This is a genomic window from Dactylosporangium vinaceum (assembly GCF_019904175.1).
GTDB lineage: Bacteria > Actinomycetota > Actinomycetes > Mycobacteriales > Micromonosporaceae > Dactylosporangium > Dactylosporangium vinaceum.
This window is the reverse complement of the sequence record NZ_CP061913.1, coordinates 8,216,637-8,235,818: the sequence shown is the minus strand read 5'-3', so window position 1 is coordinate 8,235,818 and position 19,182 is coordinate 8,216,637. Positions and strand designations below refer to the sequence as shown.

Below are 19,182 nucleotides of genomic sequence, written 5' to 3'. Positions count from 1 at the left end.
CGCAGCCGCGGGCGCCCGCCCCCGATCGACGTGTCAGTCGTGCGCGATGGCCTGCAGGACGTTGACCCGGGCCGCGCGGATCGACGGCAGGACGGCGGCGATGACGCCGGCCAGGGCCGCGTAGGCGAGGTACGTCGCCATCTGCGACCACGGGAACGCCAGCTGGGTGATGCCGTCGCTCTTGAGCGCCTGGACCACCGACGAGCCGAGGCCGACGCCGACCGCGACGCCGAGCAGGCCGCCGAAGACCGAGATGACGACCGCCTCCACGGTGACCATCCGCATCGTCTGGCCCCGGCGCATGCCGACCGCCCGCAGCAGGCCCAGCTCGCGGGTCCGCTCCAGCACCGACAGGGCGAGGGTGTTGATGATGCCGAGGATCGCGATGAGGATCGCCAGCGCCAGCAGCATCTGGATCATCGTGAGCAGCTGGTCGAACTGGGCCGACTGGGCCGCCACGTACTCGGCGCGGTTGGCCACCGAGACCTCCGGGTTGTCCTTCAGCAGGGCGTCGACCTGCTGCTGGACGCCGGCGACAGCGGTGCCCGCGGCCACCTTGAGGTAGCCCCACGACGGCTGCTGGATGCGGAAGTCCGGGATCATGTCCGGCGAGACGATGATGCCGCCGGCGACGTTGCTCTTCGTGTAGATGCCGACCACCGTCACGTGGTGCACGTCGCCGTGGGTGAAGCGCATGTCCACGCTCTGCCCGACCGCCAGGCCGTGCTCCTTGGCCGTGTCCGGGTCGAGGATGGCCTGGTCCTTGCCGGTGAACTGCAGCACGCCCTGCTGGGCCTGGAGCTTGAACATCCCCGCCCAGGCGGCCGCGTCAGGCACCGCGGAGACCGAGTGGCGCTCCGCGCCGACCTGGCCGTACTCCCAGTACTCCGACGCCGAGCTGGAGACCCCGGGAATCTTCGCGGCCGCCGTCATCACGGCCGCGTCGAAGGTCGCCGGCCCGTTCTGGTCCCCGTCACCGGAGATGATCAGGTCGACGGTGACGTCCTTCTCGGCCTGCTGGCTGAGGCTCGACTTGGCCGACGCGATGATGACGTTCACGCCGGTGATCAGGGCCACGCCGACCATGAGGGCGGCCGCGGTGATCGCCGTGCGGCGCGGGTTGCGGCCGGAGTTGAGCCGGCCCAGCTTGCCGGGGACCGACCACGAGAACAGCCGGCCGAGCAGGCCGACGATCGGCCGGGACAGCAGCGGGGTGAGCAGCGCGACGCCGATGAACGTGATCAGCACGCCGCCGAGGATCAGCCACAGCGTGGTGTTGTCGCTGCCGGTGCCGTTCAGGCCGAGGCCGAGCAGGGTGCCGCCGGCCGCGCCGACGAGCGCGCCGCTGACCGTGAGCTTCGTCAGCGGCCGGTCGGGCGTGGACACCTCCTGCAGCGCGGCGATCGGCGCGATCCGGCTGGCCCGCAGGGCCGGCATGATCGCGGCCACGATCGTGACGAGCATGCCGACGACGAACGAGCTGATGACCGCCGCGGCCGGGACGCCGATCGACGCCAGCGGCACGCCTGTGACGTTGCCGAAGAGCAGGGCCAGCAGCGACCCGATGCCGATGCCGGCGGCGAGGCCGAACAGGGAGCCGAACAGGCCGATGACGACCGCCTCGGTGAGCACCGAGCCGAGCGTCTGGCCGCGGCTGCCGCCGAGGGCCCGCATGAGGGCCAGCTCGCGGGTCCGCTGCGCGACGATGATCGAGAACGTGTTGAGGATCAGGAACGTCCCGACGAACAGCGCCACGCCGGCGAAGCCGAGCAGGATGTTGTTGAAGAAGCCGAGGCCCTGCTGGAAGTCCTTGGACGTCTCGTCGGAGAGCTGCTTGCCGGTCTTGACCTGGTAGCCGTCGCCGAGGGCGGCGGTGACCCGGTCGCGCACCTGCTCGGGGGTGACGCCGGGTCCGGCCCGCACGTCGATGCTGCTGAAGACGCCCGGCTGACCGAGCATGAGCTCCTGGGCGACAGGGGTGGTGAACATGACCTCGAGCGAGCCGCCGAGGGAGTCGCGGTCGCCGCTGTAGCCGAAGACGCCCACGAGCTTGAAGGTCTTCTTCGGCTGCAGGGTGAGCACGCCGACGTCGTCGCCGACCTTGATCTTCGCCGCGTCGGCCAGGGCCTTGTTGACGACGATCTCGTTGTCGGCGCTCGGGGCCCGGCCCTCGCGCAGCTTGAGCTGGTCCGTCTCGCCCACCCAGTTCTCGCCGAGGCGTGGCGGGCCGAACGTGGTGACGACCTTGCCGTCGGAGCCGATCACCCGGGCGCCGTCGGTGGAGGCGTTCGCTGTCACGCCGGCCACACCGGCGACCGCCTTGACCTTGTCGACCTCGGCCGCGGGGATGGTGGCGGCCTGCGAGTCGGGGCCGTCGAAGCCGGCCGCGGTCAGCGCCGGCTTCTTGGTGACCTGCACGTCGATGCCCGAGTACACCGACGAGAAGAGGCTGTCGAACGAGCGCTGCAGGGTGTCGGTGAGCACGAACGCGCCCGACACGAACATGACGCCCAGCACGACCGCGAGCCCGGAGAGCGTCAGGCGCAGCTTGCGCGACAGCAGGCTCTTGAGGGTGGCCTTCAGCATGGTGTTCAGGCCACCTTGCCGGCTGCGGTGTCGAGGCGCTTCAGCCGGTCGAGGACGGCGTCGGCGGTCGGGGCGTGGAGCTCGTCGACGATGTGGCCGTCGGCGAGGAAGACGACGCGGTCGGCGTAGGAGGCGGCGACCGGGTCGTGGGTCACCATGACGATCGTCTGGCCGAAGTCGCGGACCGAGTTGCGCAGGAACGACAGGACCTCGGCGCCGGAGCGCGAGTCGAGGTTGCCGGTGGGCTCGTCGGCGAAGATGACCTCGGGCCGGGAGACCAGGGCCCGGGCGCAGGCGACGCGCTGCTGCTGGCCGCCGGAGAGCTGGCTCGGGCGGTGCGAGAGCCGGTCGCGCAGGCCGACCGTGTCGATGACGGTGCTGTACCAGGCCGGGTCCGCCTTGCGCCCGCCGATGGACAGCGGCAGCAGGATGTTCTCCTCGGCGGTCAGCGTCGGCAGCAGGTTGAACTGCTGGAAGATGAAGCCGACCTTGTTGCGCCGCAGGTTCGTCAGCCCCCGGTCGGACAGGTCGGTGATCTTCGTGTCGCCGACGTACACCTGCCCGCGGGTCACGGCGTCGAGCCCGGCGAGGCAGTGCATGAGTGTCGACTTGCCGGAGCCGGACGGGCCCATGATCGCCGTGAAACGGCCCTTCTCCAGCTCCACCGACACTCCCGCGAGCGCGTTGACCTGCGCCTCGCCGGAGCCGTAGACCTTCCAGACGTCGACCGCCTTCGCGGCCACCTCGGTGCGCGTCGCAACCGATGCAGTCATGATTCCCCCTGGTGAATGGTGTGCCCATATCGTCTCGGCCGCCGGGGGAAGAAGCGTCCACCTGCAGGTAGACGCGGCCACGGATATTCAGGTGGGGAGCAGCCCGGAGCCCGGGTCAGGGATGACCCCGACCCGGGCTCCGCACAGCTTTCTCAGACACGCACGCCGAGCAGGACCTACTCGTATGCGATCGCACCCAGGACGTTCAGGCGCACCGCCCGCACCGACGGGATGAGACCCGCGATGGCGCCGACGAGGATCGAGACGAAGAAGTACGCCACCATGAGTCCCCACGGCAGGGTGACCGCGCCGAACCCGACGACGTCCTTCAGCGCCGTGACGATCGCCGCGCCCAGCCCGGCGCCGACCGCGAGGCCCAGCACGGTGCCGAAGACGGTGATGACTATCGACTCCGTGGTCACCATCTGCCAGGTCTGGCCCCGGCGCAGGCCGACGGCCCGCAGCATGCCCAGCTCCCGGGTCCGTTCGATGACCGACAGCAGCAGCGTGTTGATGACGCCGAGCACCGAGATGAACAGCGCGATCAGCAGCAGGAGCTGGACGATGACCAGGACCGAGTCGAGCCCCTGCTGGTTGGTGCTGATGAACTCGTCCTTGGTGTACGCCTGGACCTTCGGGTTGTCCTTCAGCACCTCGTTGACGGCGTCCTTGACCCCCGTCGCCGAGGTGCCGTCCCTGATCGCGATGAAGGCCTGCGACGCCTGCGGGAACGCGAAGCCCTCCCGGGCGTCGGCGTAGTCCACGACGATCCCGCCGCTGCTGACGCTCGACGCGCTCGAGATGCCGACGAGCGTCAGCGTCTTGTGCTGGCCCTTGGCGAACGTCACGTCGATCGTGTCGCCGAGCTTGTACTTGCGGGCGTCGGCGGTCTTGCGGTCCACGAGGAACTCGCCCGGGCCGAGCCGGTCGATGCGGCCCTCCTCGGCCTTCACCTTGAGCACTGTCGCGACGGCGGCCGGGTCCACGTAGGAGGCGACGAAGTCCGGCTTGTCGCCGACCAGCACCGCGCCGGTGGCGGCCGCGGCGACGGTCTGCGCCTGCGGCAGCGCCTCGAGCCCCTTGAGCTGCTCGTCGGTGATGACGGCCGGCACGTCGGGCGTGGAGGACTGGCCCAGCACGATGACGTCGGCGGCGAGCTGCTTGTTGAGCTCGTCGCCGAGCGCCGTGGACAGCGAGCTGAAGATGGTGCTGATCGCCGTCACGATCGCGATGCCGACCATGACCGCGCCGGCCGTGATCGCGGTGCGGCGCGGGTTGCGGGAGGAGTTGCGCCGCCCGAGCTTGCCCGGCACCGACCAGGACAGTGCCGCACCGAGCGCGGCGACGAGCGGCCGGGAGATGATCGGGGTCAGCAGCGCGACGCCGATGATCACGCCGAGCACACCGCCGAAGACCAGCAGCAGCGTGGCGTCACCGGCCCCGGCCAGGCCCCAGATCAGCGCGCCGGCCGACAGGGCGGTGACGACCGCGCCGGCGATGGTGAGCCGGGTCAGCGGGCGGTCGGGCGTGGCCGACTCCCGCATCGCCGCGATCGGGGCGACCCGCGACGCCTTCAGCGCCGGCATGAGGGCCGCGACCACCGTCACGCCGATGCCGATCACGAACGACGCGATGATCGCCGAGGGCGGGAAGCCCAGGCTCGCGACCTGGGCGCCGTCGGCCAGGCTGACGAACCCGCGCGCCCCCAGCGCGCCGAGGCCGAGCCCGACCAGGAAGCCGAAGACCGAGCCGACCACGCCGATCAGCACGGCCTCGAGGAGTACCGAGCGCAGGATCTGGCCCCGGGCCGCCCCCATGGCCCGCAGCAGGGCCAGCTCCTGCGTGCGCTGGGCGACGATGATCGAGAACGTGTTGAGGATCAGGAACACGCCCACGAGCAGGGCCACGGCGCCGAAGCCGAGCAGGAAGTAGTTGACGTACTTCAGAAGGTTCTTGATGCCCGCGCTCGACTCCTCGGAGAGCTCCTTGCCGGTCTTGACGACGAACTGGTCGCCGAGGCCCGCCCTGACCGTGTCCCGCAGCTGCTCGTCGCTGACTCCGGCCGCCGCCTTCACATCGACGGAGTTGTACTCCCCGGGCGCCCCCAGCATCGCGGACTGCGCCTTGGCGATGGTGAAGAAGATCGCGCTCTCGCCGGCCATCGAGTCCCGGCCACCGGCGTACTGCATCGTGCCCACGATCGTGTAGGTGGCGCGCTGCTGGTCGCGGGTGATGACGTCCATGGTGTCGCCGACCTTGACGTTCGCGGTCGTCGCCAGGCCGTTGTTGATGACGATCTCGCTGTCCGTCTGCGGGCCCCGGCCCTGGTACAGGTGCACGAGCTGGTCCTCGCCGTTCCAGCCCCCGCCGAACTGCTGGAGGGTCTGGTTGACGATGACCTTGCCGTTCTTGCCGATCGGGGTCGCGCCGTTGAGGAACACCCCGCCGGTGGCGTCGGCCACGCCCGGCATCGCCTTGATCTTGTCGACGGTCGCCGCCGGGAACGGTGTGCTGTCGTTGCTGCCGCCGTCCTGCTGGACCGGGGGCTTCGCGTTCACCTGCACGTCGGTGTACGTGTAGACGTTGGCGAACAGGTTGTCGAAGGTGCGCCCGAGCGTGTCGGTGAGCACGAGCGAGCCGGACACGAACATGACCGACAGCACGACCGCGAGGGTCGACAGCGTCAGCCGCAGCTTGCGCGCCAGCAGGCTCTTCAGCGTCGCCTTGAACATGGCGGTCAGGCCACCTCGTCCGCGAGCCGAGCCGGGGCCAGGTCCATGGAGCCGGCGCTGTCGAGGCCCTTGAGCTTGTCGAGCACCGCCTCCGCGGTCGGGTCGCGCAGCTCGTCGACGATGCGGCCGTCGGCCAGGAAGATGACCCGGTCGGCGTAGGAGGCCGCGTTCGGGTCGTGGGTCACCATGACGATCGTCTGGCCGAACTCCCGCACCGAGTTGCGCAGGAACGACAGCACCTCGGCGCCGGAGCGGGAGTCCAGGTTGCCGGTCGGCTCGTCGGCGAAGATCACCTCGGGCCGGGAGACCAGGGCCCGGGCGCACGCCACCCGCTGCTGCTGACCGCCGGAGAGCTGGCTGGGCCGGTGCCCGAGCCGGTCGCTGAGCCCGACCGTCTTGATGACGGTGTCGAACCACGCGCTGTCCGGCTTGCGCCCCGCGATCGACAGCGGCAGCAGGATGTTCTCCTCGGCGGTCAGCGTCGGCAGCAGGTTGAACTGCTGGAAGATGAAGCCGACCTTGGTCCGGCGCAGATCGGTGAGCGCCTTGTCCGACATCCCGGTGAGCCGGGTGTCACCGACGAAGATGTCGCCGCGGGTGACCGAGTCGAGGCCCGCGAGCGTGTGCATCAGTGTCGACTTCCCGGACCCGGACGGCCCCATGATCGCGGTGAAGTGCCCGCGCTCCAGCTCGACGCTCACCCCGTGCAGCGCGATGACCTGAGCCTCGCCGCTGCCGTACACCTTCCAGACGTCGGCCGCACGGGCGGCGATGCCGCCTCCAGCCGTGACGTTCGTGGTCACGCTCGTTCCCCCTCGTGGAGTGGTCCTCGTTGTCCACTTCACGCTAAGGCCGCGCCGCGCCCGGAAACTCGTCCCCGAGAACGACCTCACGACCCGGGGCGGACCAGTCCCGTCTCGTACGCGAGGACGACGGCCTGCACCCGATCGCGGAGACCGAGCTTCGTCAGCACATGCCCCACGTGCGTCTTGACCGTCGTCTCGCTCACGGACAGTGCCCGCGCGATCTCCGCATTCGACAGACCCCGCGCCAGTTGTACCAGCACCTCGCGCTCGCGATCGGTGAGGACCCGCAGGTCACGCGGGGGCTGCGCGGACGGGTCCGGCAGCGCGTCGGCGAACTTGTCCAGCAGCCGCTTGAGGATCCGCGGAGCGACGACGGCCTCGCCGGCGGCCACCGTCCGGATGGCGATGACCAGGTCGTCGGCCGGCACGTCCTTGGCGAGGAACCCGCTGGCCCCGGCCCGCAACGCCCCGACGACGTACTCGTCCAGGTCGAACGTGGTCAGGATGAGCACCCGGACCGGCAGCTTGGCATCGACGATCGCCCTGGTCGCCGCCACCCCGTCCATCCGCGGCATCCTTATGTCCATCAGCACCACGTCGGGCAGCAGCCGCCGGGCCAGCTCGACCGCCTCGACCCCGTCACCGGCCTCGGCCACGATGTCCAGGTCGGGCTCGCCGCCGAGCACCATCCGGAACCCGGTGCGCAGCAGCGGCTGGTCGTCGGCGAGCAACAGCCGGATCGGTCGGGCCTCGCTCAATTCGCCAACTGCCTCTCTACCGGCGCCTCAATCGGAATGCGTGCATGCACACGATATCCGCCACCGGGCCGCGGCCCGGTCCGCAGGGTCCCGCCGTACAACATCACGCGCTCGCGCATGCCCAGCAATCCGTGCCCGACCGCCGCCGTGCCCAGCTGCGGCCCGCGCCCGGTATCGCAGATCTCCACCGTCACGTCGGCCGGCGTGAACGAGAGCCGCACTTCGACAGTCGCCGCTCCCGCATGTTTGAGCGCATTCGTGAGCGCTTCCTGAACAATGCGATACAGCGTCAATGAAACCCCCGGGTCGAGAATTCCCGGCTCCCCGCTCACGTGCAGCGAGGCCGGCAGCCCGGCCTCCCGGATCTGCTCGACCAGACCCTCGATCCCGCCGAGCCCCGGCTGCGGCGCCAGCTCCCCGGCCGGCTCGGTCGCGGTCCGCAGCACGCTGAGCAGCCGCCGCATCTCCCGCAGCGCCGTCCGCCCGGTCTCCTCGATCGTGGCCAGGGCCTCGTCGGCGGCGGCCGGGTCGCGCCCGAGCATCCGCCGTGACCCGGTGGCCAGCACCCCCATGACGCTCACGTGGTGCGCCACGACGTCGTGCAGCTCCCGGGCGATGCGCCGCCGCTCCTCGGCCACCGCCTTCTCGGTGAGCGCCGCCTGCGTATTCTCCGCCGTCCGGGCCCGATCCTCCAGGGCCGCGATATACGCCCGCCGGGTGGCCACGGTCCGCCCGACGGTGAAACACACCAGCGCGCTCATCAAATTGAACAGCACGAAGATTTTGGTGTCCGGATAGAACGCGGTGCCCCCGGTGCGCCCGAACACGACAGCGAATACGATACCGGGCGCCCACATGGCGGCCGCGGCCAGAAACGCCTGCCGAATGGGCAGATTCGCGGCCGCGGTATAGGTGACGACAATGACGGCGATCCCGCCGTTGACGAGGTCCCACCCGACGAAGAACGGCACGAGGATGTGCAGCCCGGTCCAGGCCACCGCCACCCACAGCGCCCGCCGCCGGATCGCCACGGCCACGAGCCCGAGCGCGTCGTAGACGAACTGCGCCCCGGGGTCCGACACCCCGAACGCCTGCTGCGCCACGACCTCGAAGAACGCCCCGACCGCCAGCCAGGCCAGCGCGAGCACGACATCCTGCGCGAACGGGTCCCCCCGCCGCCCGAAGAACCGCCTCACCGCACCCACACTCCGACGGTATCGGCCCCGAGGCGCCCCGCGTTCATCGCCGCGCGCGACAGCCTCTCATCCTCAAGGACGACCCGCCACGCGCCAAGGATGACCCGGGCCGGCGCGGCGGCGGGTCGCGGGGTGTCGATGGGGTTCGGTCATGGCGCTCCTTCGCATCGGGGTGGTTCCTCCGATGCTGCTGACGGTGCGCCCGGTCCCGTCGTGTCCAGCCGCGCCCCGAACACGAACAGCGGCCCGTCGGTGCTGATCGCCACCGGACCGGCCGGCCACCGCGCCGTCGTGGTGTGCACCGAGGTCCGCCGCCCATAGGTACTGGTCCGTCCTCGAAGTCCATGACGTCGGCGGCAACCACAGCGAGTGCTACCCGCGGCCGGACCTGCCCGCGGCCGGCGCCGAGTTTCGCGTGACGATCCCGCCGCAGGCCGACCCGAGCCGCCGCCGCACCGGCGCCGTCCACGAGATGCCCGACGCCCGGGGCGACCGCCTGCGCTCCGGCCGCCCCGACCCGGACGCCGACTACGCGCTCACCCCGCCCTGCGAGTGCCGGCGATCCGACGAGGTGGAGCTGGACTTCGCCACCTGAAGCCGGTGAGGCCACCTTCCCCGCGACCTCGTTGCTCGCCGCCGCCGAGGAGATGCCCGGCCGCTCGACCAGGTGTGACTCGCGGCCCCTGGTCATGAGGCACGATCCGGGCTGTCGTCGCCAGGCCGCCGGACGCCGCCGCACCCCGTTGCGCCGCGTCGAAGCCGGTGGTGAGTGAGTGAGGCCCGGCCGCTGAGGCACCCGCTCGCCCAGCCACATCCGCGGGCCGCTCACCCCCGGGCCCTGAGCTCGACCGCGCGAACCCCCCGGGGGTCAGTCCCGCTCGACAACCACCGAATCCACCGGGACGCGTGGCTCCGGGAACGCCGGGGGAGTCCCGCCGTAGGACGGGCACAGCGCCTGGTGCGAGCACCACGCGCACAGCCGCGACGGCTTCGGGCGGAAGTCCCGGGACGCCGTGGCCGCCTCGATCGCCTGCCACAGCGCCAGCAACGTCCGCTCGAACCGGACCAGGTCGTCCGCGTCCGGCGCGAAGTCGCAGACCTCCTGATCCCGCAGGTACATCAGCCGCAGCACCCGAGGCACCACCCCGCGGGTCCGCCACAGCACCAGCGCATAGAACTTCAGCTGGAACATGGCCCGGGCCTCGAACGCCTCCCGCGGCGCCCCGCCCGTCTTGTAGTCGACCACGCGGACGTCCCCGGCCGGGGACACGTCGAGCCGGTCGATGATGCCGCGGATGACCAGCCGTTCGTCGACGGTGGCCTCCACATACGCCTCCCGGTCCGCGGGCTCCAGACGGTTGGGGTCCTCGAGGGAGAAGTAGCCCCCCAGCAGCTCCCGGGCCTCGACCAGGAACTGCTCGAGCGTCAGAGCGCTGCCCGTGAAGATCGACGCCAGCTCCGGCTCCTCCTCGACGAGCCGGGCCCACTGCGGGGCGGTCAGGGCGGCGGCCTGCTCCAGGGTCCGGGAGCCGGCCGGGGAGTCGAACAGGACCTCGAGCACGGCGTGGACAAGCGTGCCGCGGGCCTGGTCGGGGGTCGGGCGCTCCGGCAGGCGGTCGATGGTGCGGAACCGGTAGAGCAGCGGGCAGGTCTTGAAGTCGGCGGCGCGCGACGGCGACAAAGTAGGCAGGGCGGCCTCGGGGGCGGAGGTAACGGGCACCGTCATGCCCCAGAGGTTAAACGGGGGGTACGACAAAAACTGGTTTCGCCCTTCTTTCCACGTAGCATCGGGGGCAATGGACGAACACCGCACGGCATCCGCGCCGGCGTCGCCGAAGGCCCGGCCGGAGCCCCAGGAGCGCGGCTCGGGCATCCGGCTGGGCCGGATCGCCGGCGTCCCGATCTTCCTGGCGCCCTCGTGGCTGCTGCTCGCCGCGCTGATCACGATCACGTATGGCCAGTACCTCTCCAGCCGCTCCGAGGCGCTCACCCTCACCGCCGGGCTGGCCGTCGGGTTCGGGTTCGTGGTGTGTCTGTTGATCTCTGTGCTGCTCCACGAGCTCGGGCACGCCTTCACGAGCCGGCACAGCGGGATCGGTGTGCGGGGGATCACCCTGGAGATGCTCGGCGGCTACACCGAGATGGAGAAGGAGGCGCCGCGCCCCGGCGTCGAGCTCTACGTCTCCCTCGCCGGGCCGGCCGTCTCCCTGGCGATCGGGCTGCTCGCGGCCGGGGCCGCCGCGGTGCTGCCGCCGGGCGGGCTCGCCGAGACGTTCGCGTTCCAGCTGGCCCTGTCCAACATCGTCGTCGCGGTCTTCAACGCGCTGCCCGGGCTGCCGCTCGACGGCGGCCGGGCCCTGCAGGCGCTCGTGTGGAAGCTGACCGGGGACGCCAACACCGGGCGGATCGTGGCCGGGTGGGTCGGGCGGCTCCTGGCCCTCGGTACCGCCGCCGTGGCCGTCCTGCTGCTGTGGTCGCCCCTCGTCCACGGGTACTTCGGCATCCTCTTCACCCTGCTCGTGGCCCTGACCATGTGGGTCGGGGCGGGGCAGGCCATCCGGCACGCGAAGGCCGTGGGCAAGCTGCCGCCGTTCAGCGCGCGCGAGCTGGCCCGGCCGATCGTCGCCGTCACGCAGCCGACCCCGCTGGCCGAGGCCGACCGGATCGCCGCGCTCGGCGACAACGAGCGCCGGCCGGTGGTCGCGGTCGTGGACGGGGCCGGGAGCCTCGTCGGGTTCCTGCACGGCGCGTCGGCCCGGGCGGTGCCGGCCGAGCGGCGCCCCTGGGTCCCCGTCGGCGACGTCACCCGGCGCATCGACGAGGATCACGTGCTCACGGGCGACCTGCGGGGCGCCGAGCTGCTGCAGGCCATCCGGGACGACCCGGGCGGCGACTACCTGGTGGTCACCGGGGAGGATGTGCACGGCGTCCTGCGCGGCGCCGAGCTCCTTGCCCTCGTGGCCCCCAACCGGCGGCCACGGCATCCGACCGCCCGGAGGAACAGCACGTGACCGTGGAAGCCCCTACAGCCGTCGGCAGTGGTCCATCTGCCGGGGTCCAGCCCCAGTCCGCCGTCATCCGGAGGGGACCGTTCACCCCCGGCGACCGCGTGCAGCTCACCGACCCCAAGGGCCGGATGCACACCATCGTGCTGGAGCCGGGCAAGGAGTTCCACACCCACCGCGGCCGGCTCAACCACGACGAGCTGATCGGCGCACCCGACGGCAGCGTGGTCAGCATCGGCGGCACCGGCTACCTGGCCCTGCGCCCGCTGCTGTCCGACTACGTGCTGTCGATGCCCCGCGGCGCCCAGGTCATCTACCCCAAGGACGCCGCACAGATCGTGGCCATGGGCGACATCTTCCCGGGCGCCCGCGTCCTCGAGGCCGGGGCCGGCTCCGGCGCGCTGACCTGCTCACTCCTGCGGGCGGTGGGGCCTGCGGGGTCGGTGACGTCCTACGAGATGCGGGAGGACTTCGCGGCCATCGCCCGGCGCAACGTCGAGGCGTTCCTCGGCCCGCAGCCGGGGTGGACCCTGCGGGTCGGTGACGTGGCCGGATGCGAGGATGCCGGGTTTGATCGGATAATCCTGGACATGCTCACGCCGTGGGAGATCCTGCCGCTCGTCTCGCGGGCGCTGATCCCCGGCGGCGTGTTCATCGGCTATGTGGCGACAACGCCGCAATTGTCGGAATTGGTGGAGGCCTTGCGCGAGGATGGCGGGTACACCGAGCCTCGGGCATGGGAGAGTCTGGTGCGGGACTGGCACGCGGAGGGCCTGGCCGTCCGGCCCGACCACCGCATGATCGCCCACACGGCGTTCCTGGTCAGCGCCCGCAAGCTGGCACCCGGTGTCACCGCGCCGCCGCGCCGGCGCAAACCGAGCAAGGGCGCCGAGGCGTACGCGGCCCGGCGGCTCGCGGCGGCCGCGGCCGCAACGGGAGACGAGGAGGCCGAGGGGCATGAGCCGACCGAGCTTCAGTGACCTACCCGCGGTCTTTCCCGACTGGTCGCCGTACCCGGACCTCGAGTCGGCGGCCCGGGCATACCTGCGCGATCCGGACATAGCGCTCGACGCGATGGCCGGCGTCCTGCGCGGGCAGAGCGTGCTCGGCTTCACCCTCGAGCGGTTCGTCAACGACGTCAACGGGGTCTGGCAGGAGGTCGTGGTCTGCGACGGCAACCGCCTCATCCTGTGGCACGGCGAGGACATCCCGCCGGAGGAGGCCCCGCCGGGCTCGATGACCTCGTCGCTGCGGGTGGTGGCCCTCTCGGCGGTGACCGAGGTCGGCTGCCGCCGCCGGATCAGCCGCAACCCGAACGGCACGCACCGCGTCGACAGCGTCGACGTGTATCTGCTGCTCACGTCGCTCGACGAGGCGAACGTGGCGGCCGAGGAGGCGGGCTCGGTCATCCGCCACGACGCCCTGCGCTTCGGCAAGACCCTCGACGACGGCGGCGCCGGCCAGATCGCCCGCCTGGAGGAGTTCGCCCGGCTGGTCAGTTCACTCGTCGGCAAGCCGATGCTGTGAGTGAACCCGCCTGAATAGGCACAATGCGAAATTCAAGACTCGGGTCCGCGGGACTGCGGACCGTTGCTCCCGCCAGTGACCGGTCGGCCCCGGGGGGCCTCCCTGCCAGGTCCGCCGCTGCTTACGGTCCGAACACAGCCGCGCAGAGCGCGGCCGGGCCCCGCCGAGCGGGGCCGATGGCCGTCCCGCGCAAAGCGCGGCCGGAAAACGAACGCCTCAGTCCTCGGCGTTCGGCCCGGCGACCGGCACGCCGTCTTCGCGGCGGTGCACGTGGATGCAGTCACCGGGACACTCCTTGGCCGCGTCGATGACCTCCAGCCGCAGGTGGGAGGGCACGCCGACCCGCGAACCGGGCGCCAGTTGCAGCTCGCCGTCCGGCCCCTTGACGTACGCCAGGCCGTCGACGTCGAACTCGAAGACCTCCGGGGCATACTGCACACACAGGCCGTCGCCGGTGCACAGGTCCTGGTCGACCCACACGTCCAAGCTGTCCTGGGTAGTCTCCACGCTCACCCCACCGACGCTACCCGACCCGCCCGAAAGCGTGGAGGGGGCCGTGACACACGCCGCAGTGAGGGCTGAAAGGGTACTGGATAGGGCCCTTGAAGCGACTCGGATTTGTAAACACCCTGTGGCGCACGTGTTCGAGGGGGCCCGAACCGCCGAAGAGCAGTTAGTGTTAGAGCACAACGTTCAAAGCCCCCGGGGAGGTGGGACGTGGCACGCAGCGACGACGCGGAGACGCGCGCCGCACGATGGGAGAAGGACGCCCACGATCTCTCCACGCAGGTCGCGTTTCTTCAAGAGGAACTCGCCCTGGTGCGGCGCAAGCTGACGGAGACCCCGCGACACGTGCGACAGCTCGAGGAGCGGCTCGCCGCAGCGCAGGCGCAGATTGCCCGGCTGACCGAAAACAACGAGCGGCTCGTCGCCACCCTCAAGGAGGCGCGGGCCCAGATCGTGACGCTGAAAGAGGAGGTCGACCGCCTGGCGCAGCCGCCGAGCGGCTACGGCGTCTTCCTCGCCCGCCATGACGACGGCACTGTCGACGTCTTCACCGGCGGGCGCAAGCTGCGCGTGGCAGTCTCACCGGCCATCGAGACCGAGGAGCTGCAGCGAGGCCAGGAGGTCCTGCTCAACGACGCCCTGAACATCGTCGACGCGCTCGGGTTCGAGCGGGCCGGCGAGGTCGTCATGTTGAAGGAGATCCTCGAAGGTGGTGACCGTGCCCTCGTCGTCTCGCACGCGGACGAGGAGCGGATCGTCTACCTGGCGCACACGCTTGCCGACCAGCCGATTCGGGCCGGCGACTCGCTCATGATCGAGCCGCGCTCGGCGTACGCCTACGAGCGCATCCCGAAGAGTGAGGTCGAGGAGCTGGTCCTGGAGGAGGTCCCCGACGTCGACTACCACGACATCGGTGGCCTGTCGTCGCAGATCGAGCAGATCCGCGACGCGGTGGAGCTGCCGTTCCTGCACGCCGAGCTGTTCCGAGAGCACAAGCTGCGCCCGCCGAAGGGCGTGCTGCTCTACGGGCCGCCCGGCTGCGGCAAGACCCTCATCGCGAAGGCGGTGGCCAACTCGCTGGCGAAGAAGATCGCCGAGCGGCGCGGCGAGGAGCGGCAGACCAGCTACTTCCTCAACATCAAGGGTCCTGAGCTGCTCAACAAGTACGTCGGCGAGACCGAGCGGCACATCCGGCTGATCTTCCAGCGGGCGCGCGAGAAGGCCGGCGAGGGTACACCCGTCATCGTGTTCTTCGACGAGATGGACTCCGTGTTCCGCACCCGCGGATCCGGCGTCTCCTCCGACGTGGAGAACACGATCGTCCCCCAGCTCCTCAGCGAGATCGACGGCGTCGAGGGCCTGGAGAACGTCATCGTCATCGGCGCATCCAACCGGGAAGACATGATCGACCCGGCCATCCTGCGCCCCGGCCGGCTCGACGTGAAGATCAAGATCGAGCGACCGGACGCCGAGGCGGCCAAGGACATCTTCTCGAAGTACATCCTCACCGACGTCCCCCTGCACAAGGATGACGTCACCGAGCACGGCGACTCCAAGGACGCGACAGTCGCGGCCATGATCGACGCGGTCGTCCTGCGGATGTACTCCGAAACCGAGGAGAACCGCTTCCTCGAGGTGACCTACGCCAACGGCGACAAGGAGGTCCTGTACTTCAAGGACTTCAACTCGGGCGCGATGATCCAGAACATCGTCGACCGGGCGAAGAAGATGGCGATCAAGGACTTCCTCGCCAGCGGCCAGAAGGGCGTGCGCCTCCAGCACCTCCTGGACTCGTGTGTCGACGAGTTCCGGGAGAACGAGGACCTGCCCAACACCACCAACCCCGACGACTGGGCCCGGATCTCCGGCAAGAAGGGCGAGCGGATCGTGTACATCCGCACGCTCGTCTCCGGCGGCAAGGGCGCCGAGGCCGGCCGTTCCATCGAGACGGCCACCAACACCGGCCAATACCTGTAAATCATGATTGAACGATGAGCGGGCGGTGACCGATGGGTCACCGCCCGCTTAAGCTTGCGGGGTAGCTCCGCTTGAGTCCTGCCGGCCGCCCCGCTGCTCCCGGCAGGGAAACTGGCCCACGTGAGTGGGCCGGGTCGCCGACGATACGACTAGGGTTGTCTCATGAGTGTGCGGCGCGTGATGGGTACCGAGGTCGAATACGGGGTGTCCGTTCCCGGTCAGCCGGGTGCCAACCCCATGGTCACGTCCTCCCAGGTGGTCAATGCCTACGGGGCGCGGCCCGAGCTCTCCAAGAACGGCCGGGCCCGCTGGGACTACGAGGAGGAGTCGCCGCTGCGCGACGCCCGCGGATTCACCTACTCGGGTGCGCTCTACGACCCGGCCGAGGCGCTTGCCGACGAGGACCTCGGCCTGGCCAACGTGATACTGACGAACGGCGCGCGGCTCTACGTCGACCACGCCCACCCCGAGTACTCCACCCCTGAGGTGACGAACCCCCGGGACATCGTCCTGTGGGACAAGGCCGGCGAGCGGGTCATGGCCGAGGCCGCCCGGCGCGCCGCGACCATCCCGGGCACGCTGCCGATCCACCTGTACAAGAACAACACCGACAACAAGGGCGCCAGCTACGGCACGCACGAGAACTACCTCATGCGCCGGCAGACACCCTTCGCCGACATTGTCATGCACCTCACCCCGTTCTTCGTGACGCGGCAGATCGTGTGCGGCGCCGGGCGGGTCGGCATCGGCCAGGACGGCTCCGGCCCCGGCTTCCAGATCTCCCAGCGCGCCGACTTCTTCGAGGTCGAGGTCGGGCTGGAGACCACCCTCAAGCGGCCGATCATCAACACCCGCGACGAGCCGCACGCCGACGCGGACAAGTACCGGCGCCTGCACGTGATCATCGGCGATGCGAACCTGTCGGAGATCTCGACGTACCTCAAGGTGGGCTGCACCTCGCTGATCCTCGGGATGATCGAGGAGAAGGCGCTCCCGTCCGACCTGGGCATCGCCGACCCGGTCACCGAGCTCAAGAACGTCAGCCACGACCCGTCGCTCAAGCACCTCATCCGCATGCGCGACGGCCGCCGCCTCACCGCCCTCGACATCCAGTGGGCGTTCTACGAGCGGGCCCGGGCCTTCGTCGAGGGCCGCGAGGGCGACGACGCCGACGAGATCACCCTCGACGTGCTCGACCGCTGGGAGGACGCGCTCGACAAGCTCGGCCGCGACCCGATGCTGTGCGCCGGCGAGCTCGACTGGGTGGCCAAGCTGCGCCTCCTGGAGGGCTACCGCGAGCGCGAGAACCTCGGCTGGTCGTCCCACAAGCTGCAGCTCGTCGACCTGCAGTACTCCGACGTACGCCCCGACAAGGGCCTCTACCAGCGGCTCGTCGCCCGCGGCTCGATGGCGACGCTGTTCACCGAGGACGAGGTCCAGCGGGCGATCGTCGAGCCGCCGGACGACACCCGGGCCTACTTCCGCGGCCGCTGCCTCGCGAAGTACCCGGCCGAGGTGGTGGCGGCCAGCTGGGACTCCGTCATCTTCGACGTGGGCCGCGAGTCCCTCGTGCGGGTGCCGATGATGGAGCCCGAGCGAGGGACCAAGAAGCACGTGGGCGCCCTGTTCGACAAATGCCCGAGCGCGAAGGATCTGCTCGAAGCGATCACTTCCGGGTAAGTTCGATGCAGCGGTACGTATGGTGGTCCCCCCGAGGAGGATGAAGCATGGCTACGAGGGATACGGGCGGGCAGTCCCAGTCCGGGAAGTCGAAGCGTGACGAAGAGCAGGACGTCGCCGCGCCCGAGGTCAACCCGGAGACAGCCGAGCGGGTCGAGCAACTGGGCGAGGACGTCGACGACCTCCTCGACGAGATCGACTCCGTGCTCGAGGAGAACGCCGAAGAATTCGTCCGCGGATACGTGCAGAAGGGCGGCGAGTAGCCGCACCCACCGCCGCCCGTCCGGGTCACCCCGGGCGGGCGGTGCCCATTCACCCATCCACCGCCGCCGCCGGCGCCGTGCGACTCCGGCGGGGATGAGCGTTCGGCCGGGCCGGAGTCATGCGCGCGGGGCCGGGTCAGCACCATCGCGCACCAACCGTCCGGCGTGCGCACCATCGGCTCGCGGGTCCGCCGCAGCGGTCCGGCAATGGTCGGGCAGGCGTGTCGGGCCGGTGGTTCGGGGACGGTGCAGGTCAGGCCGGGTCTCGATGGTTCGTCCGGTGCGTGTTCGCCCACAGCGTTGCGGCGCGCCGCGAGGGAGCTGTCGGGCGGCGTATTGTTGGGCACTACAGTCGATCACCAGCACGTCACCACAGCGACCAAGGAGGGGCTCCGTTGCCGTCGGGTCTTGACCACTCAGGGCGCCCGCCCGCCGCGTTCCACGCCGCCGGGAGCTCGTCCTTCACTGAGTTTCTGTCGAGCGTGGCGCCGGAGCTGCTCCCCGGACGGCGGCCGCTGCCGCCCGGCATGGCGGCCGAAGGCGTGAGCGCCCACGCCACCACGATCGTCGCGATCGCCTGCACCGACGGCGTCCTCATGGGCGGCGACCGGCGCGCGACGATGGGCAACCTCATCGCCCAGCGCGACATCGAGAAGGTCTTCGCGGCCGACGCCTACTCGCTCGTCGGCATGGCCGGCACCGCGGGCTTCGGCCTGGAGATGATCCGGCTGTTCCAGGTCGAGCTCGAGCACTACGAGAAGATCGAGAGCAGCATGCTCTCCCTCGAGGGCAAGGCGAACCGGCTGGCCAGCATGGTCCGCAACAACCTCGGCGCGGCCATGCAGGGCCTGGCCGTCGTCCCGCTCTTCGCCGGCTTCGACGTCGACGCCAAGAGCGTCGACAAGGCCGGCCGCATCTTCAGCTTCGACGTGGCCGGCGGCGTCTACGAGGAGCGCGGCTACGACTCGATCGGCTCCGGCTCGCTCTTCGCCAAGTCGTCGCTGAAGAAGCGCTACCGGCCCGGCGTCACCACCGACGAGGCCGTCAAGCTGGCCATCGAGGCCCTCTACGACGCCGCCGACGACGACACCGCCACCGGCGGCCCCGACCTCCTGCGCAACATCTTCCCGGTGATCATGACCGCCACTGTCGAAGGCACCCGCCGCTACGGCGACGACGAGACCCGGGCCGTGGCCGAGCAGATCATCGCCGAGCGCTCCGAGAACCCGACGCCCTGACCGCCCCACCGCCCGCACGCTCCACCACCGCTCCACCGCCGGCCCGCAGCGACCGCGGGCGTCGCCGCGACCGGCACGAAGCACCACCTGGACACAGCACCACCTGGACACAGCACCACCTGGACGCAGCACCA

Annotated in this window: 16 protein-coding genes; 8 read left to right on the top strand and 8 right to left on the bottom strand. The window is 70.5% G+C overall.

Features of this window, described 5'->3' with window-relative positions:
- Window positions 1-33 precede the first annotated feature (33 nt).
- The 6 genes from Dvina_RS37020 to Dvina_RS36995 form a co-directional block, all read right to left on the bottom strand.
- The gene (locus tag Dvina_RS37020; protein WP_223094103.1) at window positions 34-2,586 is read right to left on the bottom strand and encodes an ABC transporter permease; all 2,553 of its coding nucleotides are present in this window, start codon (window positions 2,584-2,586) and stop codon (window positions 34-36) included.
- Window positions 2,587-2,591: 5 nt separating this feature from the next.
- Window positions 2,592-3,359, bottom strand: coding sequence for an ABC transporter ATP-binding protein (locus tag Dvina_RS37015; protein ID WP_223094101.1), 768 nt, complete (start codon window positions 3,357-3,359; stop codon window positions 2,592-2,594).
- A gap of 176 nt (window positions 3,360-3,535) precedes the next feature.
- A complete protein-coding gene (locus Dvina_RS37010) occupies window positions 3,536-6,091 on the bottom strand; it encodes an ABC transporter permease (protein ID WP_223094099.1) in 2,556 nt (851 codons plus the stop codon).
- A 5-nt stretch (window positions 6,092-6,096) separates the two neighbouring features.
- Window positions 6,097-6,894 (bottom strand): ABC transporter ATP-binding protein, encoded by a 798-nt coding sequence (locus Dvina_RS37005; RefSeq protein ID WP_223094097.1) that lies wholly within the window; start codon window positions 6,892-6,894, stop codon window positions 6,097-6,099.
- 86 nt (window positions 6,895-6,980) lie between these two features.
- Window positions 6,981-7,586, bottom strand: coding sequence for a LuxR C-terminal-related transcriptional regulator (locus tag Dvina_RS37000; protein ID WP_246656628.1), 606 nt, complete (start codon window positions 7,584-7,586; stop codon window positions 6,981-6,983).
- A 65-nt stretch (window positions 7,587-7,651) separates the two neighbouring features.
- Complete coding sequence (locus tag Dvina_RS36995; protein WP_246655569.1) at window positions 7,652-8,860, bottom strand: sensor histidine kinase; 1,209 nt, start codon at window positions 8,858-8,860, stop codon at window positions 7,652-7,654.
- 406 nt (window positions 8,861-9,266) lie between these two features.
- Here Dvina_RS36995 and Dvina_RS36990 point away from each other — a divergent pair, with 406 nt between their 5' ends.
- The gene (locus Dvina_RS36990) at window positions 9,267-9,446 is read left to right on the top strand and encodes a hypothetical protein (protein ID WP_223094095.1); all 180 of its coding nucleotides are present in this window, start codon (window positions 9,267-9,269) and stop codon (window positions 9,444-9,446) included.
- Window positions 9,447-9,719: 273 nt separating this feature from the next.
- Here the strand turns inward: Dvina_RS36990 and Dvina_RS36985 are convergent, their stop codons facing one another.
- Window positions 9,720-10,577 (bottom strand): RecB family exonuclease, encoded by an 858-nt coding sequence (locus Dvina_RS36985; RefSeq protein WP_223094093.1) that lies wholly within the window; start codon window positions 10,575-10,577, stop codon window positions 9,720-9,722.
- Between the two features lie 70 nt (window positions 10,578-10,647).
- Between Dvina_RS36985 and Dvina_RS36980 the strand changes: the two genes are divergently transcribed.
- The 3 genes from Dvina_RS36980 to Dvina_RS36970 all read left to right on the top strand — a co-directional run bounded on the left by Dvina_RS36980 (window position 10,648) and on the right by Dvina_RS36970 (window position 13,383).
- Window positions 10,648-11,862 carry a site-2 protease family protein gene (locus Dvina_RS36980; RefSeq protein ID WP_223094091.1) on the top strand — a complete coding sequence of 405 codons (1,215 nt, stop codon included), beginning with the start codon at window positions 10,648-10,650 and terminating at the stop codon, window positions 11,860-11,862.
- Window positions 11,863-11,927: 65 nt separating this feature from the next.
- Complete coding sequence (locus Dvina_RS36975) at window positions 11,928-12,836, top strand: tRNA (adenine-N1)-methyltransferase (RefSeq protein WP_246656627.1); 909 nt, start codon at window positions 11,928-11,930, stop codon at window positions 12,834-12,836.
- Complete coding sequence (locus Dvina_RS36970; protein WP_223094089.1) at window positions 12,814-13,383, top strand: hypothetical protein; 570 nt, start codon at window positions 12,814-12,816, stop codon at window positions 13,381-13,383. The genes Dvina_RS36975 and Dvina_RS36970 overlap by 23 nt, the downstream gene beginning before the upstream one ends.
- A 216-nt stretch (window positions 13,384-13,599) precedes the next feature.
- Here Dvina_RS36970 and Dvina_RS36965 read toward each other — a convergent pair whose 3' ends face one another.
- A complete protein-coding gene (locus Dvina_RS36965) occupies window positions 13,600-13,890 on the bottom strand; it encodes a ferredoxin (RefSeq protein WP_223105923.1) in 291 nt (96 codons plus the stop codon).
- 210 nt (window positions 13,891-14,100) lie between these two features.
- Here Dvina_RS36965 and arc point away from each other — a divergent pair, with 210 nt between their 5' ends.
- From arc to prcB, 4 genes are all read left to right on the top strand, one after another.
- A complete protein-coding gene (gene arc, locus Dvina_RS36960) occupies window positions 14,101-15,867 on the top strand; it encodes a proteasome ATPase (protein ID WP_223094087.1) in 1,767 nt (588 codons plus the stop codon).
- Window positions 15,868-16,029: 162 nt separating this feature from the next.
- A complete protein-coding gene (gene dop, locus Dvina_RS36955) occupies window positions 16,030-17,547 on the top strand; it encodes a depupylase/deamidase Dop (protein WP_343217049.1) in 1,518 nt (505 codons plus the stop codon).
- Window positions 17,548-17,594: 47 nt separating this feature from the next.
- Window positions 17,595-17,810, top strand: a complete 216-nt coding sequence (locus Dvina_RS36950) for a ubiquitin-like protein Pup (RefSeq protein ID WP_223094085.1) — start codon at window positions 17,595-17,597, stop codon at window positions 17,808-17,810.
- Between the two features lie 395 nt (window positions 17,811-18,205).
- Entirely contained in the window at window positions 18,206-19,048 is an 843-nt protein-coding gene (gene prcB, locus Dvina_RS36945) for a proteasome subunit beta (protein ID WP_223094083.1), read from the top strand.
- Window positions 19,049-19,182 lie beyond the last annotated feature (134 nt).

Bases quoted from the DNA above. Each gene is read 5' to 3' on its own strand.
- Dvina_RS37020 (WP_223094103.1), bottom strand. From the start codon at position 2,586: ATGCTGAAGGCCACCCTCAAGAGCCTGCTGTCGCGCAAGCTGCGCCTG.
- Dvina_RS37015 (WP_223094101.1), bottom strand. From the start codon at position 3,359: ATGACTGCATCGGTTGCGACGCGCACCGAGGTGGCCGCGAAGGCGGTC.
- Dvina_RS37010 (WP_223094099.1), bottom strand. From the start codon at position 6,091: ATGTTCAAGGCGACGCTGAAGAGCCTGCTGGCGCGCAAGCTGCGGCTG.
- Dvina_RS37000 (WP_246656628.1), bottom strand. From the start codon at position 7,586: ATGGTGCTCGGCGGCGAGCCCGACCTGGACATCGTGGCCGAGGCCGGT.
- Dvina_RS36985 (WP_223094093.1), bottom strand. From the start codon at position 10,577: ATGACGGTGCCCGTTACCTCCGCCCCCGAGGCCGCCCTGCCTACTTTG.
- Dvina_RS36980 (WP_223094091.1), top strand. From the start codon at position 10,648: ATGGACGAACACCGCACGGCATCCGCGCCGGCGTCGCCGAAGGCCCGG.
- Dvina_RS36970 (WP_223094089.1), top strand. From the start codon at position 12,814: ATGAGCCGACCGAGCTTCAGTGACCTACCCGCGGTCTTTCCCGACTGG.
- dop (WP_343217049.1), top strand. From the start codon at position 16,030: ATGAGTGTGCGGCGCGTGATGGGTACCGAGGTCGAATACGGGGTGTCC.
- Dvina_RS36950 (WP_223094085.1), top strand. From the start codon at position 17,595: ATGGCTACGAGGGATACGGGCGGGCAGTCCCAGTCCGGGAAGTCGAAG.